The organism is Microcoleus sp. B3-A4, assembly GCF_036705385.1.
Classification (GTDB): Bacteria; Cyanobacteriota; Cyanobacteriia; order Cyanobacteriales; family Microcoleaceae; genus Microcoleus.
The window spans coordinates 42,491-67,249 of sequence record NZ_JAUBUI010000026.1 but is presented as its reverse complement, the minus strand read 5'-3'; the positions used below and the strand labels follow the sequence as shown (position 1 = coordinate 67,249).

Sequence of the window (24,759 nt, the reverse complement as noted above, 5' to 3'; positions counted from 1 at the left end):
CTTCTTCCTTCTTCCTTCTTCCGACGGACATCGGACTGACATCCGTTACATCCGTTACATCCTCAGAAAGCGAATCCGTTGCCGAACTTCCTTCTTCCTTCTAATTAAAAGCGAGTTAGCGCCGCTGCTCCTGCTGTGGAAAACTCCGTCAAAGCCCCTAGAGCAACGTTGAATAGGCGACCGGGCTGCAAATCTTCCTTGACTAAGTTCCAGAGGCTGCGAACTTCTTCGGTGTGGAGGCGATCGTCCTCAATCAAAGCTAACATTAGCTGGCGTCTCAAAAACGACCCTTCCTCTGACAGCAAAAATTGCAAGCCTAGTTGTGCTGTGGGTAGCAAGTCGAAACTACGATCGGATCGGGCGATCGCGATCATGTCCTCCAACCTGTTCCACTGGAATTTGCCATCCTTGAATAATACCTCAATCAGACGCCGCCGCAGTGCCGGAGATTCTCCGTTCAACAAACGCCGCGCTACATAAGGATACGCCACCTCGACTATCTTGAAATTCGGATTCAGCGTCAGAGCCAAACCTTCTTCTGTCACCAGAGAGCGAATAATTAAGGCAAATTTCGCCGGCACCCGGAAAGGATAATCGTACATCAACTCCGAAAACTGGTCTGTAATCGTCTTGAAGTTAAAATCTGACACCTTTTCGCCGACGATATCGCCGAGTACAGATTCCAGCGCCGGGACGATCGGCATAATATCTGTATCTGGTGTCAAAAAGCCAAGTTTGACAAAATCCTTGGCTAACTCTAAGTAATCTTTGTTGATCAAATGAACGACAGAATCAACCAAAGTTTCTTTAGTTGTTTCTTCCATCTGATCCATCATCCCAAAATCAATGTAAGCCATGCGGCCGTCCGCTAAGGCAAACAGATTTCCCGGATGGGGGTCAGCGTGAAAAAATCCGTGTTCCAGCAACTGTCGCAAACCGCTGCGGACTCCGACTTCAATTAAACTATCGGTATCCAAACCTGCGGCTTTAACACGTTCTATATCTGTCAGCTTGATGCCCTCAATCCATTCGAGAGTGAGAACGCAGTTTGAAGTATAGCGCCAGTAAATGCTCGGAACTTTTACTGTCGGGTCGTCGGCAAAATTTGTAGCAAATTTCTCGGCGTTGCGTCCTTCATTGAGATAATCAATTTCCTCGAACAATTTGATACCGAATTCATCGACGATCAAACAAAGGTCGTGACCGAGATTCAGCGGCAACAAGGGGCCCAACCATCCAGCGGCCCAGCGCATTAAATAAAGATCCAGGCTCAAGACTGGCAGCAAATTCGGTCGCTGAACCTTGACTGCTACTGCTTCCCCGGTGAGGAGGCGAGCTCGGTAGACTTGACCGAGACTTGCCGCGGCCACAGGTTCGGGAGATATTTCGCTGTAGGTTTCGCTAATTTTGCGATCGAGTTCCGCTTCAATAATCTCGAAAGCGCGCACGGAGTCAAACGGCGGCAATTGATCCTGAAGTTTGATCAATTCTTCGAGAAAGTCTTTGCGGATCAAATCCGGTCTGGTAGAAAGGGCTTGGCCGACTTTAATGAAAGTAGGGCCCAAGCGAGTGAGTATTTGTCGCAGGTGGGCGGCCCGTTCCGGCTGGTGTGCTGCGACTTCGTGCTGCCAACTGTCCCACAGCATCCCCAGCACGAAGCCCGCAAAAGACCAAATAACGGTAATTGCGCGCCAAATTGCTTTCCAAGGACGGTTGCGGTAATAATGAGCGATCGCTTGTGGATCGTAGCGTCTAGCCTGAGTGAATTGATACTGAGGCACTCGTTTATTTTCCTCTTATCTTCTGAAAATTACAGGTTAAATTGAGAATTGGGCATCGGGCATCGGGCATCGGGCATCGGGCATCGGGGATTGGAAGTCGAAAATTCAAACATTCTTTATTTTTCCTTCTTCCTTCTTCCGACTTCCATCGGGCTTCTTCCCTCTTCCTTCTTCCTTATTCATCATTGACCGATCGCATTGCAAGGTTTAGGCGAGCGGAAAATGCACCCGTTCGAGGCGGATTGCTAGCCTAAATTTGTTTCTTTTCATTAAATATAGTACATAAAAGTACAAGTGATCGGTCAAAATACTTAACGGCTCTCCCTGACCGCTGCACATTCTCACAACACTGCAACCCTGCAATTCTTTTCTCCTGCTGCGTTTCGCTCGCTTATGCCATCGCGCCAAAGCTACCGGATGCGATCGGCCTTTGCCAAGCAATCTTTCAGCCCATAAATCGTCCGCTCTTGTTGATCCCTCGACAGTTCCGGAAACATCGGCAAAGACAAGACTTCGCGACAAACTTGCTCAGCCTTTGGCAACTGACCTGCTTGATAGCCCAAAGATTTGTAAACAGGTTGCAGGTGCAAAGGTAACGGATAGTAAACCATCGAACCGATGCCGCATTCCTGCAACTGAGCCCGCATCCAATCTCGAAAATCTCCAGAGGGATTTTGCGCCTCTTCTGGACTTGTCAGCCGGATCGTGTATTGATTCCAAACTCCTTTTGCTTCCGGCAACTCTTTGGGGACGGCAACTCCGGGCACGCGGGAGAGAAATTCGCTGTAAAGTGCCGCTTTCTCCTGCCGCTGCGCGTTCCAACTGTCGAGATACCGCAATTTAATGCTGAGAATCACGGCTTGCAGGGCATCTAAACGGCTGTTGTACCCGATTTCTTCGTAGAAATATCTAGAAGACTGTCCGTGTTCTTTGAGCACTCGCATCGAAGCTGCTAGGGCAGGATCGTTTGTCGTCACCGCGCCACCGTCACCGCAAGCGCCTAAGTTTTTGGTCGGATAAAAACTGAAGCAGCCGACATGGCCGATGCTGCCGACTTTTCGAGACTGCCACTCGGCCCCGACAGACTGGGCGCAATCTTCTATTACGGCTAAATTGTGCCGAGTCGCAATTTCCATCAACCGAGTCATGTCTACTGGTTGGCCGAAGATGTGCACTGGCATAATTGCCTTGGTTTTTTCAGTAATTGCCGCTTCGAGGAGTTCGACATCCATATTAAAAGTCCCGCTGTCAATATCAACAAACACGGGAGTTGCGCCGACGGCGCTAATTGTCTCAGCCGAAGCAAAAAAGGTAAAAGGAGTGGTAATCACTTCATCGCCGGGGCCTATTTTGAGAGCTCGCAATGCCAAAATCAGCGCATCCGTGCCGGAGTTACAGCCCACGCACTCGGAAACTCCAGTGTAGTCGGCGAACTCTCGTTCAAAACTCTTCACGGCCGGGCCGCCTACGTAGCCGCCAGAGGCAAGCACTTTTTGCACCGCAGCGGTTATCTCGTCGCCAATCTGGGCGTATTGGCGGGTTAAGTCGAGGGGGGGAACATTATTCACTCTTCACACCATAAATTTCAAGCATTATCAAAGCAAATTCTTGCAGCAAAACTGTTTCTCAGAAACCTTTATTGCAATATCTTATATTTGGACAGGCAAACAATCACATTATCGAAAGGGTGGGCCGGTGTTAATTGAGCTAGATTTTACAGATTTGGGTTGGGCTTTGGGAATGGTGGCGATCGCGATCGGGCTTTCGGCGTGGCAGGGATTGGGATTGGAGGGGGCGATCGCGATCGCGGCGGGGCGCACCCTGATCCAGCTAATCTTGGTCGGATACGTGCTCGCAGTCGTATTTGACCCGGAGGGGAAAAATCCTTGGCTGGTTTTAGCAGTTTTAGCAATCATGCTGACAACTGCTAGCATGGTTGCCAGCAACCGCATCAGCAAAAAAATCAAGAACTTACTGCCCTTAGTTTGGGGCTCAATTTTTATCAGTACGGCCTTGACTCTCGCCTATACAAACTTGCTAATTTTGCAGCCTGACCCTTGGTACGAACCGCAATACCTGATTCCTTTAGCGGGTATGATTTTGGGCAATGCCATGAACTCCGGGGCGATCGCGGGCGAAAGACTTGTCAGTACAGTTAATAGCAGCCAGTTAGAAATAGAAACCCATTTAAGTTTAGGTTCGACGCCGCAGCAAGCAGTAAAGCAGTACCGCAAAGATGCGATCAAAGCTGGATTAATCCCACTCTTAAATACAATGACGGTGGTAGGAATCGTGAGTTTACCCGGGATGATGACAGGTCAAATGCTGAGCGGTATCAGTCCTCTCGATGCAGCATCTTACCAAATTTTGATTATGTTTGTGTTAGCGCTGGCAACTGTAATCGCAACTCTGCTTTTGACTGAGGGATTGTCCCGGAAGTTTTTTAATCAAGATGCACAATTGATAAAATGGTAATTGGGCATTGGTAATTGGGCATTGGGCATGGATAATTGGGCATTGATAATTGATAATATAATGTAGGTAGGAACTTGCATTTAGCCTTATTTTATTGAACAGGCTTTCCGGCCTGTTTCACACAGAGTGAGTTATCTTGTGGGGTGAGCCTAATAGCCCGCCCCAGTCATCACTAAGGAGAATAGCCATGATTCAAATAGCAACTAAACCGCTAACTTTTGAAGAATTTATGGAATGGAAGCCCGAAAATGCACGTTATGAACTGCACAATGGAGAGATTGTTGAAATGTCACAGCCATTAGGAGACCATGAAGAAGTTATCGGTTTTTTAGCCTCCGAGTTAACTGCTGAGTTTAGAAAGGTAAAACTTCCTTACTTCATCCCCAAACAAGCATTAGTTAAGCCACTGGAAAACGAATCAGCTTATTCGCCCGATATTCCGATATTAAATCGCCCCAACTTAGCGTCAGAACCTATGTGGAAAAAATTCTCCACTGTGACTCAAGGCGCATCAATTCCGCTGGTTATTGAAGTAGTTAGCACGAATTGGCAAGATGACTACATCAAAAAAGTAGGCGAATACGAACTAATCGGGATTCCTGAATACTGGATTGTGGATTATCTCGGTTTGGGCGGCCGCAGGTTTATCGGGAATCCCAAGCAACCGACTATTTCGATTTATCACTTGGTTGACGGCGAGTATGAGGTGAGTTTGTTTCGGGGAAATGATAGGATTGAGTCGCCAACTTTTCCCGAGTTGAATTTGACTGCACAACAAGTTTTTCAAGCTGGATTGACCGCAGGTGAAATTGCGGGCGATGCGTGAGTGTAAATATTGCGAAAAATATGACAGATTTTTCGCCCTCACGCACCCTACAAATACAACTACTTCGGTTCGTGACTCCCAATCCGCTGGCCTTCGCCATCGTACACCTGCATCGGGATTTTGGCGTTTTCGGCGATCGCCTCCAAAGCTTTTTGCAATGTTTGAACGTGCTTTTCTACAGCTTGGCGAGACTTCACAGCATTGTTGTTGTTCGCTTGAATGAAAGTTTGTTGCAGTTTCTGCACGTAACCTGGAGTCATCTGCACCGCAATCAAATCTTTGCTAACAGTATAGTCGCAAATCTTGGGGTTGCCTTTACAAGTTCTATCTAAATCGGTGCGGGCTTTTTGCAGGTTTCTTTCTTCCTGCAACCTTACTTCTGCTTGCTGCAAGGAAGTTTTGTAGGAAGCGATCAGCGGTTGGGCTTTCTGGGAATAGGAAGTTGCCGCCGGCACTTGCTCCGCGTAACTCAAAGCTCTCCGCCAGTATTCAGATGCTTTAAACCAGGCGTTTTTGCCTTCAAAAATTTGAGCTTCCGCTGCTAAAGTCACAGCTTGAGTATACGCATTTTCGGAAATTCCTTCGACATTTTTGCGCTCGCGTGCTTCTGAAAGTTTGGTTTCGTATTTGGGAACTAGGAGTTTAGCTTGTTGGTAAGATGTCGTGCTCGTGGGAATTGCTGATAGGATGTCGAGGGATTCTTCCCAACCTGATTGCACTTGAGCCCAAGTCTCGGCTGTGTGAGCTACTGCTTCGCGAGCTTCTGCTATTTGGGCTGTACTTTTGGCGGCGAGCAGGGTTTTTTCGGCTTGTTTCTCTGTGCTTAACTGCCGATTTCCAGTTGCTAAATTTTTTCCGTATTCTTTTGTCTTTTTCTGAGCAAACGGATAAGCTGGGCTGTCTGGGGGGATTTCTCCGAGTTCGGCGATCGCACTTTGCCACAGAGCTTGCGCTTCCTGCCCGTTCTCGGCAGAATAAGGCGGATTTTGGGTTTTCTGGGCTGCTGACTGTGCGAGGCGCGCTGCATCGATCGCAGAGTTTAAATTCTGATTTTGCTTCCGGTAGTTTTCCAGGGCGCTTTGAGCTTCACCGCGATGAATTGACCATGAGGGAATCGGTTCCAAAAGGGCGATCGCCTGTTTTAACTGTCGCTGCGCTTCTTGGGGGCCGTTGGCAACTTTTGACGTTTTCAGCGTCTTTGTCGAATTCTCGCTCAACTGTTTGGCATTAGCTAATGCAGGACATCCTCCGATGACGCAGGGGCGGCTCAGCATATAATAACCGCCTGCCAAAATTAGCGCCGCCATGCTGACCATTCCTGCTGCAGCCAGCATCGCAAACGGTGAATGCTTGGGTTTTTGGGCAACTGTTACCGCTTCCATATCCAGCGGATTGAAGGGATTGTCTCCAATATCTGCCGGGATTGCAGCTACCCTAAAGGCGATCGGCTCGGAATTGCTGGAACTCTCAGACAAATTGGGGAAATATTGTTCATCCCACGCATCTTTCCCATCCGTTTCTAACGGTATCTCCTCCTCTACATCCGCCGTCTCGGCCGCATTTTCTGTTAAGACTATCCCGGTTTCTTCTGCGGGGGTATTCTCGGTTTTTTTCAACACCTGCACTGTTTTGGGTCTTGACAAAACAGGGTTGTTCATGGTAAAAGAATGGAAAGCATAAGGCTGTTTTTGCCCGGTAATTTTTAGGCAAAGTCCAATCTGTTGAATAGATTCTGGTTCTATTTCAAGAATTGCTGCTTCTAGCACCGCAAAAGTCGGTTTGGCTTTGAGAACTAAACTGCGCGGGTGTTCTCCCACAACCGTTAAAGATTCATCTCGAAAATCGCAACTAATATAAAGAGGTAATTTTTTAAATCCGGCTGCTTGCAAGTGCTGCTGCAACTTTACTTCTAGAATTTGTGCGTTGCTTTGTCGCGTTGCTACTGTCATATTTTCTCCTCTGTCCGATCTCACCACTTTCGATTTTAGATTGTGAATTTTAGATTTTAGATTGCAGAACTGTCGGGATTTTTGATTGGTTTGAACTTTGGCACCGATTCATTCCAAATCTTAACTCTTAAAATTCAAGTTGCCACAAAATCTTAACTCTCAAATCTCAGCTTGCAAAGCCTGCCCATAACTTTCGCTGTAATAAACTTGAGTCACGTCAAAACGTCCGCCATATTGTTTGAAAGGTTCTGCTGCATAACCAAGTGGCAGCAAACAGCAAACATCTACTTCTTCGGGAATTTGAAAGGCTTCTTTCACCTTAGCGCTGACAAAACCTTCCATCGGACAACTGTCTACCCCAAAACTTTTAGCTGCAATCATTAAGTGGGCTACTGCGAGCATTGTATGCCTGTTTGTCCAAGCTTCTAGGGAGTCGAAGCAGGGACGGTTATCGAACAATTGCGGGATTGCTTGTCGCATATAACCGGCTAAATTGTCATTCATTGCCCCTGTGGTTTTGCCCAATTCGATGACGGCTTCGGTGTTTTTGGGCCCGGCGGCGCGTCGATCGCCACAACAGATTAATACTGTTGGGGCTTCTACCACTTGGCGCTGATCGAAGGCGCAAGCTTTTAATTTTTCTTTGCTAGCTTGGTCTTGAAGTACGATAAACCGCCAAGGCTGCAAGTTGTAACCAGAGGGCGATCGCACTCCCAAGCGCAAAATCTCTGCCAATATTGCTGGGGGAATCGGATCGGGTTTGAAACTGCGGGCGGCGCGGCGGCTTTCGATCGCGGTTTTAACATTAATTGAAGGTTGGATTTCAATTGTCATGGGTAATTGGTAATTGGTAATCGGTAGTTGGGCATTGGGCATTGGGCATTGGGGTTGGGGTATTGGGGATTGGGATTGGTAACTTAAAAAAGTTGAATTGTTTTTCTTCCTCCTGCCTTCTTCCCTCTTCCTTCTGCCTTCTTCCTTCGTCATCCCAAGCCCAACTCGCGCTTGAGCAAATTAATCGACTTAGAGCCGATGTAATTTTCGGAGCATATCAGTTGCGGGGGACGAATAATATCTTCTCTAGCCGCATTGATGGCAGCTTTTACTGTAGCAAAACTCGGTTGGTCGCAAAAAATTGTTCTGGCCGATCGCACGATCGAGTTAATCTTGTACTCGTCTGACACCAAGGCCGTCATTACCAGCAAATCCTCTCCCCGGATGCTGTGGATGATGACTTCGGTCGATCGTAGCATTCCCGGACTCAGGCTGACTAGACCCAAATAACTGTCTTTCGGCAAACCCCCGACTAACTGAATTTCCTGGCTGTAGTCGTAGATGTCTACGGGAATAACTCGCACCGAACGCGGTGCCGAAATAGATTCTGCTTCTCCGATAAAATACCGACTCGTGATCACAGTTCCCGAAGAGATTTGATCCAAAAAAGTACCTAGCTGTTCCATCGGCACTAACTGTATGGGAATACGGAGAGCTTGTTCGAGTTCTTTCGCCATCAGTTCACCAACGCCGATGTCTTCTGTGGGGGCTGTGACGACCACTCGGGCGCTGCACCTGAGCCGCCAGTCAATTTCAGCCAAAAATAATTCCCTTGCTTGGTTGAGCGTACAGCCTTGTCCCAGCAGTTGATCGATACTTCCTTGCACTATTTTGTTGGCAAGGGGATATTCTTCGAGAATCGGAGATTTGAGTTTGTTGCCCCCTTCGTTGCCTAGGGCGCGGACGTAAATGCCCGATCCTGCTTGGGCTTCTACGAGTCCGGTATTTTCCAGTTGTCGGTATACTTTGCTGATGGTGTTGCGGTGCAAACCCGTCTGCATGGCTAGCTGTCTGGTGCTGGGCAAGCGGTGTCCGGGCGGAAATTGTCGCGAGGCGATCGCAAACCTGATTTGATTGAATAGTTGGGTGGATGCTGGAATATCGCTATCGGTTTGAATATGAAATTGAACCATTATTAAAGGCTCCGACGACTTCAACTTAGTATTTTTATAACGTCGAGTACCGCGCCTAGGATTGCTTCGATATCTCTGTCTATAGCATAATCTTATTTGGTTGATCTGCAGCAGCCGTTCTGCCACAGGACGATCGCGCCGAAGAGGCGATTAATTGCAGCCTCCGGCATTTCCTCAACAATCAGGTACTTTCAAGTCTTAGTTTTATTTACTCTGCAATTTTGAGATCGCTTACTGTTTTTCTCCCCGTCAGCAAATAAGTCCGCATTGGCCCTTTACCTTTAATCTCGATCTCGCCGCGATCTTCAAATTCATATTTATCCTGCAGCAATTCATAAGTATAGTGGCTGACTTGAATGCGACCTGTTATGCCGTGAGATTCCATACGGCTGGCTGTATTTACCGCATTTCCCCACAAATCGTAAATGAATTTTTTAGTCCCGATTACCCCCGCTACCACCGGGCCGCTATTAATCCCGATGCGGAGTTCAAATTTTGAGTCTAGCTTCACATTTAATTCGTTAATTGCTGCTAGCATATCCAGCGCCATTTCGGCGATCGCCTCTGCGTGGTCTGGACGTTCAATGGGAATACCGGCTGCTACCATGTAAGCATCCCCGATCGTCTTGATTTTTTCTAAGCCGTGCTTGTCACTGAGTTGGTCAAAAGCTGAGAAAATTTCATTCAGCAAGTACACTAATTTAGTGGCGGACATGGTGGTTGAAATTTGGGTAAAATGCACCAAGTCAGCAAAAAGAATTGTTGCTTTTTCAAACTTGTCTGCAATCACCCCCGGTTTGTACTTCAACCTGTCGGCGATCGGTTCGGGCAAAATATTTAACAGTAAACGTTCAGTTTTTTTCTGTTCTTTCCTGAGTGCAGATTCCATCTGCCTGCGTTTAGTTATATCATGAAAAAACACAGAAATGCCGTCGTGAGAAGGAAAAACCCTAACTTCCAGCCACACTCTTAAGGGAGAATAATATTTTTCAAAAGCCACTCCAATTTGTTTGGCTACAGCTTCATGATACTCTTTATAAAAATCAGAATTCACGAACTCGGGAAACTCTTCCCAAAAATTTTTACCATAAAGTTCTTCCTGCGAGCGCTTCAAAAATTGCGCTCCTTTGTAATTGATGTAAGTAAATCGCCACTGGGTGTCGAAAGCAAAAAAAGCATCGCTCATTCCTTCTAAAAAATTGACAATTTGCTCGTCTGTAGAACGGAGTTTTTCTTCTACTTGTTTGTTCTTGATCTGTGCGCGCTTTAATTTAGTCAGATTGATTCGCAACTCCATGTGGTTGATAATTTGCCGCCCTAAAGTCCGCAGCGCTTCTAGCTGTTGTGGGGTGAGATTACGAGGAACTGTATCTATGGCGCACAAAGTGCCGATCGGATAACCGTCAGGAGTTACTAGCGGCGCTCCAGCATAAAACCGAATATTGGGATCGGAAGTTACTAGCGGATTGCTGACAAAGCGATCGTCGTCTAGAGCATTGGGTACAACTAGCAATTCGTTAGGATTTAAAATAGCGTGGGCGCAAAAAGATGACTCTCTCGGAGTTTCGGGAACTTCCAGACCGGCTTTTGATTTAAACCACTGTCTGTTAGAATCTATTAAGCTTACTAAAGCAATAGGAGTGCCGCAAATATAGGATGCTAAAGCTGTTAGATCATCAAAAGCTGATTCTGCCTCTGTATCGAGAATATTGTAGCGGTAAAGTGCTTCTAGCCTCTCTTCTTCGTTGCTGGGCAAAGGTGCAGCTTGCATCGGCGGCCGCGAGGATATAGGTTTACGAACAATGCGTGGAAGTATTAGTGCGGCGAATTTTCTGACTTGCGAGACCACTTTTTTAACTAATATCGAAAGATTTCTTGGCCAACCTTTATTCATTTTTATCTTTTTTCACACCTGTATAGAACTGCGTATGTGCGATCGAACTCGGCTCTACTTACGTATTTACCGCAACTAACTCCTCAATCTCCAGAGCTTTTGTGGGCAATTTCCCTGTCAATAGTTCTTTACCTTGAGCGATGACAAGTATATCATCTTCTATGCGTATCCCCCGCACATCGGCAAATTTTTCCAACTCTTCCCAGTTTACGCAATCTTCATATTGGGCGCGGTTTTCTGGGTTATTTAAGATTGCCGGAACTTGATAAAATCCCGGTTCAATCGATACCAGCATTCCCGGACGCAAAACTCGATTCAACCGCAAAAATCCTAACCCAAACCGACTGCTTCTGGTTCTTCCGGCTTCATAGCCAGCCAAATCTCCTAAATCTTCCATATCGTGAACATCCAAACCGATTAAATGTCCGATACCGTGTACAAAAAATAGCGCGTGAGCATCCATTTCTACCAAATCTTCAACGTTGCCCCGCAAGATACCTAAATCAACCAACCCTTCCGCCATAATTCGAGCAGCTAACAGATGAATGTCTTGATATTCCACCCCCGGACTAACTTTATCAATACAAGCATCGTGTGCTGCCAAAACTACATCATAAATCGCTCTTTGAGTCGGAGAAAACTTGCCCGAGACAGGCCAAGTGCGAGTTACATCAGCCGCCCATCCCATTGATGTTTCCGCACCGACATCTGCTAACAGCAAATCTCCGGTTTGTAGGGGATTGTGATAATGTTCGCTGTGCAGCACTTCTCCATGCACCGTCACGATACTGGGATAGGCATAGGTCATATTTTTGGAGATGATGACACTTTCCATGGCAGCGCGCACCCCTGCTTCAATTTGAGCATTTCGAGTTGCCGCCATCCCCGCTTTGTGAGCTTCTACAGTAACAGCCGCAGCTTGACGCAATTCGGCCAAACTGCCTGCATCATGGCTCAAGCGCAGAGATACGATCGCCTGAGTTAATTCTAGGTCGATTCCGGTTGGCGAGTTGGGCGGTGCCAGAGGGCGAGCGAGAATTTGAGACTGTTGCAACTGAGTCCAAGAATCCTGAACTGCGATCGTTGCTGCATTTGTTGAGCGCGCTTTCAATTCGGTCATTGGGAAAGCAGCATCAGCCCCAATTAGTTCGGCAATTTCTGCTCTTTTCGGCATTTCTCCGTGCCAAAGAGTGCTGCTAGCAGGTGCGTCATCTAAGAACAATTCTAATTTGCCAGATTCTAAGCGAATGGCAGCATTTTCTAAGGGCAAACCCGCAAAATATAGAAAGTGACTGCAGGCACGAAAGGGATAAGTAAGTGCCGGATAATTGCGAGGAATGCTGCGGCCAGACCAGAGAATTACCGGAAAATTAATTAAACTAACCAGTTTTTGCCGCCGTTGCTGTAAAGTATTAGTTAACAAATCATAACCTTCTGTAATTTTCATGGGTATAAACCGATAAGTTTGAGTTTGGTTTGCAGTCAGCCATAATTTTTTTCATTCTCAGCATTAAAGCACTAAAATTCTGACTGCCAAGTTGGCAGCCATTTTTGAGAAAATTCTCATCTAGGACTTCTTTTTTGCTAGCATTTATAGGCTGTCTTTTTTATAGTCTTCGTCGTCATCGCCGGGATGATTTGGTTAAGCTGTAAGCCTGAGCCGCAGGCAGGAAAACAGGCTCAAGGTGCTACTCGGCAGGCAATTAGCAGAAATGTCACAACACCTGCAATTCATCAAATTCCTCGCTCGGGTTTTTGTTGATTGGGTGACGTGAGCGATCGCCTATATTGACGGTTTGATCTTTTAGACTTTAAAGTATAAGTAAAATTAACTGAAAAAACATGAAAATTTCTCATAAAGCTCCTCAAACTTCTGTGCAAGTACGCGACTGGCCGATCGCAAACTTACCGGGATTGAGCAAGGAAAACCAATCTCAACTAGAAGAGTGCAGCATCACCACAACCGGACAACTAATTCGCATGACGAAAACGCAGGCGGCGAAAGTGTTGCTAGCCAATCAATTACAGATTAACATTCAATATGTTAATAAATGGGTAGCGATGGCAAATTTGGCTCGAATTCCGAGTGTAGGGTGTCAGTATTGCGGGCTGTTACTTCACGCGGGCGTTGCTTCGCCGGCTCAATTAGCTCAAATGCCCGTGGAGAGATTGCACCAACAAGTCTTACGGCTGCACGTAGCGACAATGCAGCGCAATGACTTGACTCCTTCAGTCGATCGCGTGCAAAAATGGGTTCAACAAGCTAGATTAGTCAGTAGTCAGTAGTCAGTAGTCAGTTGTTAGTTGTTATTAGCCAGCAGTCAACAGTCAACAGTCAACAGTCATTATTATGTCAATTCAAGTTTACGGAATCCCGAACTGCGGCACCTGCAAAAAAGCTTTCCAGTGGCTCAAAGATAGCGATGTTAATTACGAGTTCATTAACACCAAAGAACAGCCACCGACTCGCGAAAAAATTCAAAGCTGGGTAGCTGCTTTGGGTTTTCAACCCATGCGAAATACTTCCGGTCAATCTTACCGCGCTTTGGGCGATGACAAGAAAAATTGGACTAGCGAACAGTGGGTGGAGGCTTTTGCAAAGGATGCGATGCTGCTGAAACGTCCTCTTTTCGTTAAAGATGGAACGGCTGTTTTAGTAGGCTTCAAAGAAGACGCAATTAGAGAAAAATTGGGGCTTTCAAAGGGTTAAGTTCAGCCTGTGGTTCGCCGCATAAACTTCATCTCGCCCACATCATCTGTGAAACCCCAACGCTCGTAAAACGGCATCATGTTCGGCAAACAGTTAAGAGCAAAGCTCTCGACAGTGTGCAATTTGGGGTGATTTAAAACTGCATCCATCAACTTCGCACCCAGTCCCGTCTTTCTGTGCGTCGGCTTGACAATTACATCAAAAATCATCGCTCTGTATACGAAATCGGTGATAACGCGGGTAAAAGCAATTAGTCGATCGCTCTCATCGACCAAACCAATGATAACATCAGTTGCCGCCAGCATTTTCACAACGTCCTCGCGCGTCCGCTTGTCGCTCCAAAACTCGTTTTTGTATAAATCCATCAAGTCGGAAACCTGGCTGTCATTCAAAATTTCGATAATTCGGTAGTTATCCATTTTATCGATCGTACTCTACTTTACCGTAATCTAGTTTAATTGCGCGATCGGCTAAATCAAAATAGCGATCGTCGTGACTAATCACAAAAACCGTTTTCCCCCGCCGCTTCAACTCCGGTAGCAACTGCTTGTAAAAAATATCCCGGAAAAACGGGTCTTGATCCGAAGCCCATTCATCAAACAAATAAATAGGTCTATCTTCCAAATACGCCGTCAGCAAAGCCAGCCGCTTTCGCTGTCCCTGAGACAAAGCCGTAGTTGACAAAACTCCATCTTTCACCTGAACTTTATTTTCCAAATGAAACTCTCGCAAATATTCAGCCGCCTGCTTGTCCAAATCGTGATTAGTCAGGCCCAAAAGCCTTTCAAACAGATAGAAATCTGAAAAAATCGCCGAAAAATGCTGCCTGTACCACTCTCGATTTTCCTCAGTAATTGGCTGACCATCAAGGAGAATTTTTCCAGATTCAGGAATGTACAAACCAGTGATTAACTTAGCTAAAGTAGACTTACCGCTGCCATTCCCGCCAATTATAAACACCAATTGACCCGGATGAAACTTCAAATTCAGCTCGCCCAAAATAAAATTGCTGTCTTCTTTTTCTCCCGGATAGCTGTGTATTACTCGATTTAACTCCAGCATATCCCACTCAGCAGTTTGAATCGGTTTAACCGTTGAATTTATCTCAGCTTGACTCGCTAAAGCCAATCCCATTCTCTCTATTTTTTCCACAGAAGTATTAGCCCGAAAAATCGCCGGCAACCTTTGCAAAATATTCTGAAATGGAGACATTAAATAGGTACTGGTCAGAATGTAAGCTGACAAAACAGGTGTAGAAACTGGCACAAATTTTGGCAAAGCAAACAGCAGCAAACCCATCAGCATAAAAAATAGCAACTGACCCACTCCAATCGCAACTGCACCAGTGTTCAAAGCAGTCACGTTATAATCGCGGGAAGCATCAGCACTCACCTGCAATTGTTCCGTAAAAAACTCTTGGCGGCGCAAGGAATGCAGTTTAAGTTCTTTAATTCCATCAGTAATACTGCGAAAATGCTTAAATAATATATCTTGTTCTTCTCTGGCTAAATCGAAGAATTTCCTCATTTTACTGAGCAACAACTGCACCGTGCCAATCATCAGCACCAGAAAACCAAATACAACAACAAAAACTGTACCCGAAATCGTGCTTAAATAAGTTAAGCAGCCGACAACAACGGCGATATCAACACAAAGAAAAGGAATCAAAAATATAGTATTAGAAAGCGTTCCCACATCATCAGTCAGAGTTGCCAGCAAGCGGTTAGCGCCCAACTCTTCCAAATTCCGCAAAGGAGTAGACAAAATGCCACGGCTCAAACTCAGCCGCAGATTGTAAACAGCTTCTTGAGAAAGGTAGATTAACAAAAATTGGGATACAAAGCCACTCAAAAGAGCCAAAATTGCTAATCCCGCAAAATACCAGACTAAATTACCATTGGAATTGTCGCTGATTGCACGGTTAATTAGGGAAATTAACATAGCGCTGCAACCGCCGCTGATTAAGCCTGTGAGTATGGCAATAGAAACATTTAACCAAGAAGCTTTTAATAGTAACCAAATTACATTCATCTAATTTTACTCTTAATTTAACTTTTAAAAGTCTGGTGCAAACCAACCCAATCCCCGGCTTTTTGGTAACAATCTCGATTACTACGGAATAAATTTGATTCAGCAGTCAGGTCTCTTTATATTCGCATCCCCCAATAGAATTAATTTTCTTCTTGTACTTCCGTTTCCTGAGTTTCAAATACTACTTTTGCATAAATCTCGCTCATCGACATTTGCACTCCCAAGGAAGCAAAAGAAACTGTTGCTGTATCTCCCTCATATTCCCGAAACAACCATTCATTTGATTCTGTTTTAATATATTGTGCGACTAAAAACTCTGATTGATTGACTAACACATATTCACGGAATTCCGGGATAGAGCGATAAAACCGAAATTTATCCTCTCGATCAAAATCTTTGGTAGACTTAGAAAGCACTTCCACGATGAGCATCGGATTGAGGATCTCATCACTGCGTCCCTCGGTAAAAACTGGCTCCCCTTCAATCACCATCACATCCGGGTAAGTTCCCCGTCGGTAGCGAGGAATCCACAACCGCAAATCGTTGTGAAAAAGCTCATAGGGCTGCCCCTCAAGCAAATTTCCCACGACTCTACTCAAATTTCGGATAATCCGGCTGTGATTAATACTACCACCACTCATTTTTACAATTTCTCCATCGCGGTATTCATTTCTAAACTCAGCAGTTTCCTCTAAGTCCCGGTACTCATCTGGAGTATAAAACTTTTTTTTACTTTGTACTAACATTGTTGCCTCTGTACTAACTTTTATCTGCGTTTATCTACGTTTATCTGCCTACATCTGCGGTTAAAAATCATAATTAAGAGTATATCACAACAAAAAAGAAACGCCCAACTTCAAAGAGTCAGGCGTTTTCCACTATTTCAAAACCAGGAGAAATTAATCCCGACGAGACACCAAATTTGATTCTATTTTCGCACCCGCAACAGGTTGCACGTGACTCAATGCCGACTGCAACATGGGAGTTTTGGTAATAGCATCATTAGCCAAATTAAACAAAGGGTTCGACAAAATTCCCGCCAATGTTGTCGCAACCAAAGTGAGGACAACACTGATTTGCAAAGGCCGCATTCCCTGAAGGTTCCAGCGAATTTCGGGATAATTTTTCACCGCGTCTGACATTTCTTGAGGTTCTTTTACTACCATCATCTTGACAACGCGGATGTAGTAGTAAATCGAAACTACGCTGGTAATTAATCCCAGGATAACTAAGCCGTAAAGTCCTGCTTGCCAGCCGGCCCAGAACAGATAGATTTTGCCGAAAAATCCAGCCAGGGGCGGAATTCCACCGAGAGAAAGCAGGCAAATACTTAAGGCTAAAGTTAACAGCGGGTCTTTTTGGTACAAACCCGAGTATTCGCTAATTTGGTCGGTTCCAGTCCGCAGCGAGAACAGGATGATGCAGGCGAAAGCACCCAAGTTCATAAACAGGTAAACCAACAGATAAAATATCATGCTGGAGTAACCCGCTTCTGTTCCTGCAATCAAACCCAGCATTACAAAACCGGCTTGGGCGATCGACGAATAAGCCAAAAGCCGCTTCATGCTAGTCTGGGCGAGGGCAACCACATTTCCCAACACCATGCTGAGAATGGCTAAGGCCGTGAATACGAAGTGCGACTGTTCGATAAGTGCGGGGAAAGCACTTGTTAACAAGCGGATTGCTAGGGCAAAACCGGCTGCTTTGGAACCGACAGAAAGGAAGGCAACAACGGGTGTAGGAGAACCTTCGTAAACGTCAGGAGTCCATTGGTGGAAGGGAACCGCAGAGATTTTGAAGGCGATTCCGGCGATCGCAAAAACCAAAGCAATTACCAAACCGAGAGATTGACCTTCATTCACAGTAGAAAGGTTAGCCGCGATCGTACTCAGCTTAGTTTCGCCGCCAGACAAGCCGTACAGCAGCGACAGCCCGTAGAGAAACACCGCCGAAGAAGACGACCCAATTAACAAATATTTCAAAGCAGCTTCATTGGAACGCGGGTCGCGTTTTGTGTAACCCGTCAGTAAATAAGACGAGATACTCAGAGTTTCCAACGAAATAAAAATCATCACCAATTCATCAGCGCCGCTGAGGAACATTCCCCCCAAAGTAGCGGTCAGCAAAATGCCGATAAATTCCGCTAAAGCAGTACCCGTTTGCAGTACATAGCGGACGGATATCAAAATAGTGACAGCCGTACTCAAAGCGATAATTCCGCGAAACACTAAACTCAAGGCATCGCTGTTAAAACCGCCCAAAAACGAGATGGTATCCGTGTTATCCCACTGCAAACACAAGGCAGCGACGGCGGCCAACAAACCCGCAACGGCAACGTAGGGAGTCCAAGCCGAGGAACTGCGGCCTACGATTAAATCGCCGACGAGAACCACCAAGAGGGTGATGATGACAATTCCCTCTGGCAAGATAGTTCCAGCATTTAGCTGGGCAGCAAGAGTAGCAAAATCCATATTTTCAGGCAGGTTGGGTAGTACAAGCCGCAAAGGCTGTAAAGGGCTGTGAACTTGTAAAAATTCTTTACCAAACACAGATTGTAGCGGATTACAGCTTCGCGATCCCAGTTGGGCGGGTGTTTGTTGCCGGGGAGTTGATACTCGGTAGCGGTTTTGCATACATTTGCGGGCATTGTAGAGATTGCCTGCTGATGTCACCTCCGACGAGAGTCGCGATCGACCATAACTGCCACAATGTAGAAAGTTAAACCAGTAATTCGGCATGACTGACTCGCTAAGTGCCTACAAACGGCAGATTCTCAATGACTTCAACAACCGCCCCGACTACGAGAATGAATTTCACAAACAGGCTGCAACTCGGTTAGTAGAATTGGCTAAAGTGCGATCGGGCAGGCTTGTTCTAGATATAGCCACCACAACAGGTTTAGCGGCGATTGCGGAGGATGCACTTAGGTCGATCGGACTCAAGAAAATATGAGTCGCCTTTTCTACACCAGGAATGCTCTAGATAGTATGTCTAAACTACTCAATTACATCTGTATCTTTATTATTACCGGCTGCCTGCTGTTTGCTTGTCATTCCCCGGAATCCCTAAAAGTAAAACGCCCTCCCCTGAAAGTATCTTGTATCCCTTTTGTTGGCTATACACCTCTCATCATTGCTCAAGAGAAAGGATTCTTCAAAGCGCAAGGGATAGACGTGGAACTGAGCTATGTAAATGTAAATTACTCCCAATTGCAAGACGCGGATTTCAGTGCAGGCAAGTATGATGGGATCGGATTGACCTTGGGCGATTTGGTGATCTTGAGTGCCACAAATCCTGATATGCAAGCTGTGATGGTTTTGGATGAATCGACAGGTGCAGATGTGGTAGTCGCACAATCGGACATTAAAACAATTCCTAACTTGAAAGGAAAAAAGCTTGGTGCAAATCTAGGCAGCTTTAGCGAAGTTTTCGTTACTGAGATGTTGAAAACCTCTCAACTGACGAGCGATGATGTTAGCCTGGTTAAAGTCGAGGCTTTAGAAGTTCCCAATCGCTTACAAAACAATGCTATCCAAGCAGGGCACACTTGGGAACCGCATCTTTCTGAAGCATTACAATTAGGGGCGCATATCCTGTTTACAAGCAAACAAACCCCAGGCTTAATTTTGGATTTGTTCGCGTTTCGGGGTGAGGTGATACGCGATCGCCCCGAAGATATTCGCGCCTTTGTGCGAGGCTGGCTTCAAGGCTTGTCATATTTGGAAGCACATATTCCCGAAGGAAAGGAAATCGTGAGCAAAACCTTCAAGATTCCCATCAAGACAATCTCTTTCGAGGGAATAGATTTTACTGATCTTACAAAAAATCAAAAGTTCTTTCAATCAGACAGTCCTAATTATATCTCCCAAACCGCCAAGAAATATGCGGACTTTTTTATTCGCACGGGCAATGTGACGCGCCTTCCCAATCTAGAAACCTTGTTCAATTCTTCTTTCTTAGCCCCCCCTCCTAGTCTAAAACCATGAAGCGCTCGTTTTTTAACAGCATCTTTATTATTATTTGCTGGCTGCTGTTTGCTTGTCATTCTCCGGAATCTCTAAAAGTAAAAAGTCCTCCCCTGAAAGTCAGTTTGATCTCTTTTGTTGGCCATAGGCCTGGCATCATTGCTCAAGAGAAAGGATTCTTCAAAGCGCAAGGGATAGATGTGGAACTCAGCTATGTAGACTACTTACAATTGCAACAAGCAGATTTCAGTGCAGGGAAGTATGATGGGATCGGATTGACCTTGGGAGATTTTATGATCTTGAGTGCCACAAATCCTGATATGCAAGCTGTGATGGTTGTAGATGAATCCACAGGTGCAGATGTGGTAGTCGCGCAATCGGACATTAAAACAATCCCTAACTTGAAAGGAAAAAAGCTTGGTGCAAATCTAGGCGGCTTTAGCGAAGTCTTCGTTAGTGAGATGTTGAAAATCTCTAAGCTGACGAGCGATGATGTTAGGCTGGTTAAAGTTGATGGTTTAGAAGTTCCCCAGCGCTTACAAAACAATGCTATCCAAGCAGGGCACACTTGGGAACCGCATCTTTCTGAATCATTACAATTAGGGGCGCATATCCTCTTTACCAGCAAGCAAACCCCAGGCTTAATTTTGGATTTGGTCGCCTTTCGGGGTGAGGCGATACGCGATCGCCCCGAAGATATTCGCGCCTTTGTGCGAGGCTGGCTTCAAGGCTTGTCATATTGGGAAGCAAATATTCCCGAAGGAAACGCGATCGTGAGCAAAGCGTTGAATATTCCCAGCAATACAATCTCTTTCGAGGGAATAGACCTCACTGATTTTGCAGAAAATCAAAAGTTCTTTCTATCAGACAGTCCTAATTATATCTACAAAACCGCCAAGAAATATGCGGACTTTTTTATTCGCGCTGGCAATGTGACGCGCCTTCCCAATCTAGAAACCTTGTTCAATTCTTCTTTTTTAACCCCCCCTCCTAGTCTGAAACCATGAAGCGCTCCTTTTTCAACAGCATTCGTACAAAGTTAATCGTGTCGTTTCTGCTCGTTGCTCTAATTCCGTTGCTGTTGTTAGCATTTATCAACAAGCAGACAACTCAAAAGGCATTGACCGACAACGCACGACAATCCCTATCTGCGGCGGCTAACGAAACCGCTAACAGAATAGACGGGTTTATCGATGCAAATCTCAATGCCGTGCGCGTAGAAGCGATTTTACCAGGTTTGGCTGCCTATCTGGACCTACCTCCAGAACGGCGAAATGGTAGTCCCCAAGAGATGTTAGCGACTGAAACCTTAACCCGGCTCAGTCGCAAAGATATGCTTAATATTATCTCCTATGCCTTGCTCAACTTAAAGGGACGGAATGTACTCGATACGAATACACCGGATGTTGGACGAGATGAATCCGGTCAAGATTACTTCCAAGAACCGCTCAAAACTCAACTATCTTTTGTTTCTAGTATTAGGCAATCGCCGACAATTCCCAACCTCGTGACGCTCTTCTTTAGCAGTCCTGTTCGCGATGCGAAGGGAAATATATTGGGTGTATTGCGGGTTACATACAATGCCACATCTGTCCAGCAGTTGGTGACTCGGGAAACTGAACACGCGGGTGCGAAATCCTTAGCAGTTCTTTTAGATGAACACTATATCCATCTGGCACATAGCACTACACCTGAACTCCTTTTTAAATCGATTGTGCCTTTGTCACCCAATGTTGTAGCGAAACTGCAACGCGAAGGGCGTTTGCCTAAGACTCTAACGAAAGAACTTGCAATCAATTTGCCCGACCTCAAGCAAGCATTAGACACTAAGCAGCCTTATCTAACCACACGATTGGCAGCTACGGGTAATAATAAGTTGAGCCTCTTAGCGATCGCCCCCCTGAAATATAAACCTTGGTCAGTTCTTTTCGCACAGCCCATTGCCGTTGCCTTAGCACCTGTAGAAAAACAAATACAGGATGCACTTATTTTATTAGCAATCATCGCCACAATTGTAACTATCCTCGCTTTGGCGATCGCACAACTATTAACAAAGCCTGTGATTTACCTCACCCAAGCGGTTGCCCAGTTTACGGCGGGTAACTTAGATATGCGTGTGAAGATGCGATCGCGAGACGAAATCGGTCTGCTGGCACGATCCTTCAACAGCATGGCGAGGCAAATCCAAGAATCCTTTGAAACCCTCGAAGACAAAGTTAAGGAACGAACAGCAGAACTCGCTAATGCTAATCAGGAAATCATTACCCTCAACGAAAAACTCAAAGTAGACAACCTCCGCTTAGGTGCAGAATTGAATGTCGCGCGTCACATCCAGCAAATGATTTTGCCTAACCCTGAGGAACTGGAAATTGACGGACTAGATATCGCCGGATACATGGAACCCGCTGATGAAGTAGGAGGTGACTACTACGACGTGCTACAGATCGATGGTGTTGTCACACTGGCGATCGGTGATGTCACCGGACACGGCCTCGAAAGTGGCATTCTGATGCTGATGGCGCAAACCTCAGTTCGCACCCTGCAAGAGATTCGTGAACTAGACCCCGTTCGATTCCTGGATGTACTCAACCGTACCCTCTACAAAAACGTACAGCGCATGAACTCTGAGAAAAGTCTGACGCTGGCGATTTTGAGCTACTCCCAAGGAGTCATTAGCATCAGCGGTCAGCATGAAGAAACGCTAGTTGTGCGAAAAAATGGAGATGTTGAGCGCATCGACACGATGGAGTTAGGCTTCCCGATCGCGTTAGATGATGATATCGCAGACTTCATCAGTCACATCCTGATTGAGCTAGAACCTGGAGATGGCGTGGTGCTTTATACTGATGGCATTCCAGAAGCCTATAACATCGGCAAAAAGCAGTATGGACTGAAGCAATTGTGTCAAGTAATTAGTCAAAATTGGCACAAGTCTGCAGCAGGAGTTAAGGATGCGGTGATTCTAGATGTGCGGCAACATATCGGTAAGCAGAAAGTGTTTGATGACATCACCTTGCTAGTCTTTAAGCGGCAGGCGGACGTTACTGAAAAGGGAAATTTAGTTAATAATATCCTTTCCCCAGGAGAAATGCTACAATGAAGAACAAAGTTTGAGTAATACTTTATGAAAGTAAACTACCAAGAAAGAATTGATTTAACAGCAGACGAGTTAAAAATAATTCTGTCCCAGCAGCGAACTCTACCTAATAAACAAAAAATTCAGGCACTTTATTGGTTAAAAACTGGAGCTAGTCAAAGCCTTACAGATGTAGCTGAACGTTTAGGTGTACATAGAATTACTGTACATAGATGGTTAAAACAATATATTGCTGGGGGTCTGTCAGAACTGTTAGAAATACGGCAAGCAACTGGTAGACCCCGAGTAATTCCTTCAGCAGTAATAGCCGGAATATCAGAAAAATTAAGTGAAGAGTCCTGTGATTTTAAGACTTATAAAGAAATTGGTCAATGGGTAGAAGAGAACTATCAAATTTCAGTCAAATATCAAACATTACACAAGCAAGTACACTATCGCATGAAAGCCAACTTAAAGGAAGCAAAGCCTGTGAGTAACGAAAAAGCTCAGGAGGCAGCCATCGAGTTTGAAAAAAAATCAAAAAAATTGCTCAAAAACGATTAAAAAGAACAATATTACAGCTTTTGAACTCAATTTTATAGGTAAAGTAAAAGGTAATTTCAAAGCTTATTATTTAGATTGCTATATGAGCTTTAATCTATCTTACGTTTTTTGAGGTGGAGCTATTTAGAAGATGGTTTGGGAACGGCAACGGTGGTAACACGGACATTCGAATCGAGGGCGTCACCTTGAGAGTAAATATAATCAAATGCACCTCGATCATTAAGCATATTTGCACGCAAAAACAGGGCGCTCCAACGGGCGATCGTTTCAATACCCACGGCTCGCTCTAAGGTAGCAGTATTGCGATCGGGGTTCGCACCAGGAGGGTTATTAAGATCGGTAATGCCGAAGTGATTTGTACCCATAACAGTAATCAAAGCTTTGGGTGGTGTTTGAATGTTATCAAAGGTGCTTTGAGAGCGATCGGGCAGGGCGACACCATCGATATCGCCTTGAATCAACGCCACTGCAATGCCATCATTAGCGATGGGTACAAATTCATTAGCAATGGGATTCCGCAAGTTAGCTCCAAAAAATGCACCCGCTAATAGTTCTTTCGGGCGCGTAAATGGCTCTTGACACAAATACAATTCTGGGAGACATTTGTTAGCAATCACTGATAACCCCACTGCACCACCAAAAGAATGACCCAATAAACCAAGGCGCTGCGTATCGATAACAGACGCGATCGGAGATGTGGGGTTTGTGCTTTCGATCGCCATTTGCGACAAAACCGCCGCTATTTGCGAAGTTTCTGCCACCAAGCTAGGCGGTGAAGTGGGATTGAAGGGCGAAGGGCGCAAATGGTTCGGAACGACTACCACAAAGCCGTACCGGGCCACGTGGCTAGCGTAATCTGAATAAAATGATTTATCTACAAGCGCACCTTGCAATAAAAGTACAATGGGGAAAGAGTAATTACCCGAATTAAGATCGGAGGGTTTAGGATAATAAATTTCAGCTAAATCCTTATTAGCAGATATCGTCGTACTGTAAAATCTGGTTTCTTTAAATGGCGGTGCATAATCGATGGTTGTGGCAAAGACTTTGCTAGCAAGGACAACAAACGCAGCAATTGCACAAACAATTGCTAGGGTTTTTGCCGAAAAAAAATGAGGGTGGAAATTCATCATTATTTTGGGTTTGAGAGTGCGTGCATAAGCTAGTGAAAAAAAAGCAAGTCGGCGACCGTTGGTAATTTAAGGAGCGTTGCCGGAAAAGGTTTCGGACTCTGTGATTAAAAGTATCAGCTTGTGATTAATAGAAATTTGTGTAAAAATTGCCAATCAACTGACTCATAAATAAACACGCTTCCTGATTTTACACCCTTTTTGACTACTTGGATTTTAGTGTGGCTTATAACCCGACCAAATCTTCTTTAGTAAAACATTTCCTAGAGTGGTGAATCGTAAGGATTCAGGTATCTAAAACGTAGTCAAAGAAGGACTTATAGAATTCAAGCATTCGCTAAATCAACAGCTTAATTCTCAAGAGGTACGAAAATAAAAGCTTTCATGGTTT

Annotated in this window: 21 protein-coding genes; 9 read left to right on the top strand and 12 right to left on the bottom strand. The window is 45.3% G+C overall.

Translation table 11 applies throughout. The annotated features are described in order from the left end of the window. Positions 1-104 precede the first annotated feature (104 nt). Both QUB33_RS13160 and QUB33_RS13155 read right to left on the bottom strand, forming a co-directional pair. The gene (locus QUB33_RS13160) at positions 105-1,781 is read right to left on the bottom strand and encodes an AarF/ABC1/UbiB kinase family protein (protein WP_333351053.1); all 1,677 of its coding nucleotides are present in this window, start codon (positions 1,779-1,781) and stop codon (positions 105-107) included. A gap of 410 nt (positions 1,782-2,191) precedes the next feature. Continuing rightward, complete coding sequence (locus QUB33_RS13155) at positions 2,192-3,349, bottom strand: DegT/DnrJ/EryC1/StrS family aminotransferase (protein WP_333351051.1); 1,158 nt, start codon at positions 3,347-3,349, stop codon at positions 2,192-2,194. Positions 3,350-3,476: 127 nt separating this feature from the next. Between QUB33_RS13155 and QUB33_RS13150 the strand changes: the two genes are divergently transcribed. Both QUB33_RS13150 and QUB33_RS13145 read left to right on the top strand, forming a co-directional pair. Next, positions 3,477-4,256: an ABC transporter permease gene (locus tag QUB33_RS13150; RefSeq protein ID WP_333351048.1), complete on the top strand. Its 780-nt coding sequence runs from the start codon at positions 3,477-3,479 to the stop codon at positions 4,254-4,256. Between the two features lie 187 nt (positions 4,257-4,443). After that, positions 4,444-5,082 carry a Uma2 family endonuclease gene (locus QUB33_RS13145; protein ID WP_333351046.1) on the top strand — a complete coding sequence of 213 codons (639 nt, stop codon included), beginning with the start codon at positions 4,444-4,446 and terminating at the stop codon, positions 5,080-5,082. Between the two features lie 59 nt (positions 5,083-5,141). On the opposite strand, the gene QUB33_RS13140 is transcribed toward QUB33_RS13145, so the two are convergent. The 5 genes from QUB33_RS13140 to QUB33_RS13120 all read right to left on the bottom strand — a co-directional run bounded on the left by QUB33_RS13140 (position 5,142) and on the right by QUB33_RS13120 (position 12,339). Next, a complete protein-coding gene (locus tag QUB33_RS13140) occupies positions 5,142-7,031 on the bottom strand; it encodes a hypothetical protein (protein ID WP_333351044.1) in 1,890 nt (629 codons plus the stop codon). A 159-nt stretch (positions 7,032-7,190) separates the two neighbouring features. Continuing rightward, the gene (locus QUB33_RS13135; RefSeq protein WP_333351042.1) at positions 7,191-7,907 is read right to left on the bottom strand and encodes a nitroreductase family protein; all 717 of its coding nucleotides are present in this window, start codon (positions 7,905-7,907) and stop codon (positions 7,191-7,193) included. Positions 7,908-8,014: 107 nt separating this feature from the next. Next, positions 8,015-8,998, bottom strand: a complete 984-nt coding sequence (locus QUB33_RS13130; RefSeq protein ID WP_333144854.1) for a GntR family transcriptional regulator — start codon at positions 8,996-8,998, stop codon at positions 8,015-8,017. A 208-nt stretch (positions 8,999-9,206) separates the two neighbouring features. Further along, positions 9,207-10,769 (bottom strand): adenylate/guanylate cyclase domain-containing protein, encoded by a 1,563-nt coding sequence (locus QUB33_RS13125; protein ID WP_333351040.1) that lies wholly within the window; start codon positions 10,767-10,769, stop codon positions 9,207-9,209. 181 nt (positions 10,770-10,950) lie between these two features. Then, the gene (locus QUB33_RS13120) at positions 10,951-12,339 is read right to left on the bottom strand and encodes an aminopeptidase P family protein (RefSeq protein ID WP_333351038.1); all 1,389 of its coding nucleotides are present in this window, start codon (positions 12,337-12,339) and stop codon (positions 10,951-10,953) included. Between the two features lie 395 nt (positions 12,340-12,734). Between QUB33_RS13120 and QUB33_RS13115 the strand changes: the two genes are divergently transcribed. Beyond that, on the top strand, positions 12,735-13,178 hold the full coding sequence (locus QUB33_RS13115) for a DUF4332 domain-containing protein (RefSeq protein WP_333351036.1): 444 nt from the start codon (positions 12,735-12,737) through the stop codon (positions 13,176-13,178). Between the two features lie 64 nt (positions 13,179-13,242). Beyond that, positions 13,243-13,602: a Spx/MgsR family RNA polymerase-binding regulatory protein gene (locus QUB33_RS13110; RefSeq protein WP_333351033.1), complete on the top strand. Its 360-nt coding sequence runs from the start codon at positions 13,243-13,245 to the stop codon at positions 13,600-13,602. A gap of 2 nt (positions 13,603-13,604) precedes the next feature. Here the strand turns inward: QUB33_RS13110 and QUB33_RS13105 are convergent, their stop codons facing one another. The 4 genes from QUB33_RS13105 to QUB33_RS13090 form a co-directional block, all read right to left on the bottom strand. Continuing rightward, positions 13,605-14,021, bottom strand: coding sequence for a GNAT family N-acetyltransferase (locus tag QUB33_RS13105; protein ID WP_333351031.1), 417 nt, complete (start codon positions 14,019-14,021; stop codon positions 13,605-13,607). A 1-nt stretch (position 14,022) separates the two neighbouring features. Further along, a complete protein-coding gene (locus tag QUB33_RS13100) occupies positions 14,023-15,633 on the bottom strand; it encodes a cyclic peptide export ABC transporter (RefSeq protein ID WP_333351029.1) in 1,611 nt (536 codons plus the stop codon). 140 nt (positions 15,634-15,773) lie between these two features. Continuing rightward, positions 15,774-16,379: a Uma2 family endonuclease gene (locus QUB33_RS13095; protein ID WP_333351027.1), complete on the bottom strand. Its 606-nt coding sequence runs from the start codon at positions 16,377-16,379 to the stop codon at positions 15,774-15,776. 153 nt (positions 16,380-16,532) lie between these two features. Then, a complete protein-coding gene (locus QUB33_RS13090) occupies positions 16,533-18,104 on the bottom strand; it encodes an NAD(P)H-quinone oxidoreductase subunit N (protein ID WP_333351069.1) in 1,572 nt (523 codons plus the stop codon). Positions 18,105-18,369: 265 nt separating this feature from the next. Between QUB33_RS13090 and QUB33_RS13085 the strand changes: the two genes are divergently transcribed. From QUB33_RS13085 to QUB33_RS13065, 5 genes are read left to right on the top strand one after another with little or no spacing between them, the layout of a single operon-like run. Next, positions 18,370-18,585, top strand: coding sequence for a hypothetical protein (locus QUB33_RS13085; RefSeq protein WP_333351025.1), 216 nt, complete (start codon positions 18,370-18,372; stop codon positions 18,583-18,585). A gap of 35 nt (positions 18,586-18,620) precedes the next feature. Next, positions 18,621-19,619 (top strand): ABC transporter substrate-binding protein, encoded by a 999-nt coding sequence (locus QUB33_RS13080; protein WP_333351023.1) that lies wholly within the window; start codon positions 18,621-18,623, stop codon positions 19,617-19,619. Then, positions 19,616-20,605, top strand: a complete 990-nt coding sequence (locus QUB33_RS13075; RefSeq protein WP_333351021.1) for an ABC transporter substrate-binding protein — start codon at positions 19,616-19,618, stop codon at positions 20,603-20,605. The genes QUB33_RS13080 and QUB33_RS13075 overlap by 4 nt, the downstream gene beginning before the upstream one ends. Further along, positions 20,602-22,698: a SpoIIE family protein phosphatase gene (locus tag QUB33_RS13070; protein WP_333351019.1), complete on the top strand. Its 2,097-nt coding sequence runs from the start codon at positions 20,602-20,604 to the stop codon at positions 22,696-22,698. The genes QUB33_RS13075 and QUB33_RS13070 overlap by 4 nt, the downstream gene beginning before the upstream one ends. Positions 22,699-22,722: 24 nt before the next feature. After that, positions 22,723-23,238 carry a helix-turn-helix domain-containing protein gene (locus QUB33_RS13065; protein ID WP_333351016.1) on the top strand — a complete coding sequence of 172 codons (516 nt, stop codon included), beginning with the start codon at positions 22,723-22,725 and terminating at the stop codon, positions 23,236-23,238. Between the two features lie 119 nt (positions 23,239-23,357). Here QUB33_RS13065 and QUB33_RS13060 read toward each other — a convergent pair whose 3' ends face one another. After that, a complete protein-coding gene (locus tag QUB33_RS13060) occupies positions 23,358-24,371 on the bottom strand; it encodes a poly(ethylene terephthalate) hydrolase family protein (RefSeq protein WP_333351014.1) in 1,014 nt (337 codons plus the stop codon). Positions 24,372-24,759: the final 388 nt, after the last annotated feature.

Bases quoted from the DNA above. Each gene is read 5' to 3' on its own strand.
- QUB33_RS13145 (WP_333351046.1), top strand. From the start codon at position 4,444: ATGATTCAAATAGCAACTAAACCGCTAACTTTTGAAGAATTTATGGAA.
- QUB33_RS13140 (WP_333351044.1), bottom strand. From the start codon at position 7,031: ATGACAGTAGCAACGCGACAAAGCAACGCACAAATTCTAGAAGTAAAG.
- QUB33_RS13135 (WP_333351042.1), bottom strand. From the start codon at position 7,907: ATGCCCAATGCCCAACTACCGATTACCAATTACCAATTACCCATGACA.
- QUB33_RS13130 (WP_333144854.1), bottom strand. From the start codon at position 8,998: ATGGTTCAATTTCATATTCAAACCGATAGCGATATTCCAGCATCCACC.
- QUB33_RS13125 (WP_333351040.1), bottom strand. From the start codon at position 10,769: ATGCAAGCTGCACCTTTGCCCAGCAACGAAGAAGAGAGGCTAGAAGCA.
- QUB33_RS13120 (WP_333351038.1), bottom strand. From the start codon at position 12,339: ATGAAAATTACAGAAGGTTATGATTTGTTAACTAATACTTTACAGCAA.
- QUB33_RS13115 (WP_333351036.1), top strand. From the start codon at position 12,735: ATGAAAATTTCTCATAAAGCTCCTCAAACTTCTGTGCAAGTACGCGAC.
- QUB33_RS13110 (WP_333351033.1), top strand. From the start codon at position 13,243: ATGTCAATTCAAGTTTACGGAATCCCGAACTGCGGCACCTGCAAAAAA.
- QUB33_RS13105 (WP_333351031.1), bottom strand. From the start codon at position 14,021: ATGGATAACTACCGAATTATCGAAATTTTGAATGACAGCCAGGTTTCC.
- QUB33_RS13100 (WP_333351029.1), bottom strand. From the start codon at position 15,633: ATGAATGTAATTTGGTTACTATTAAAAGCTTCTTGGTTAAATGTTTCT.
- QUB33_RS13095 (WP_333351027.1), bottom strand. From the start codon at position 16,379: ATGTTAGTACAAAGTAAAAAAAAGTTTTATACTCCAGATGAGTACCGG.
- QUB33_RS13090 (WP_333351069.1), bottom strand. From the start codon at position 18,104: ATGGATTTTGCTACTCTTGCTGCCCAGCTAAATGCTGGAACTATCTTG.
- QUB33_RS13085 (WP_333351025.1), top strand. From the start codon at position 18,370: ATGACTGACTCGCTAAGTGCCTACAAACGGCAGATTCTCAATGACTTC.
- QUB33_RS13080 (WP_333351023.1), top strand. From the start codon at position 18,621: ATGTCTAAACTACTCAATTACATCTGTATCTTTATTATTACCGGCTGC.
- QUB33_RS13075 (WP_333351021.1), top strand. From the start codon at position 19,616: ATGAAGCGCTCGTTTTTTAACAGCATCTTTATTATTATTTGCTGGCTG.
- QUB33_RS13070 (WP_333351019.1), top strand. From the start codon at position 20,602: ATGAAGCGCTCCTTTTTCAACAGCATTCGTACAAAGTTAATCGTGTCG.
- QUB33_RS13065 (WP_333351016.1), top strand. From the start codon at position 22,723: ATGAAAGTAAACTACCAAGAAAGAATTGATTTAACAGCAGACGAGTTA.
- QUB33_RS13060 (WP_333351014.1), bottom strand. From the start codon at position 24,371: ATGATGAATTTCCACCCTCATTTTTTTTCGGCAAAAACCCTAGCAATT.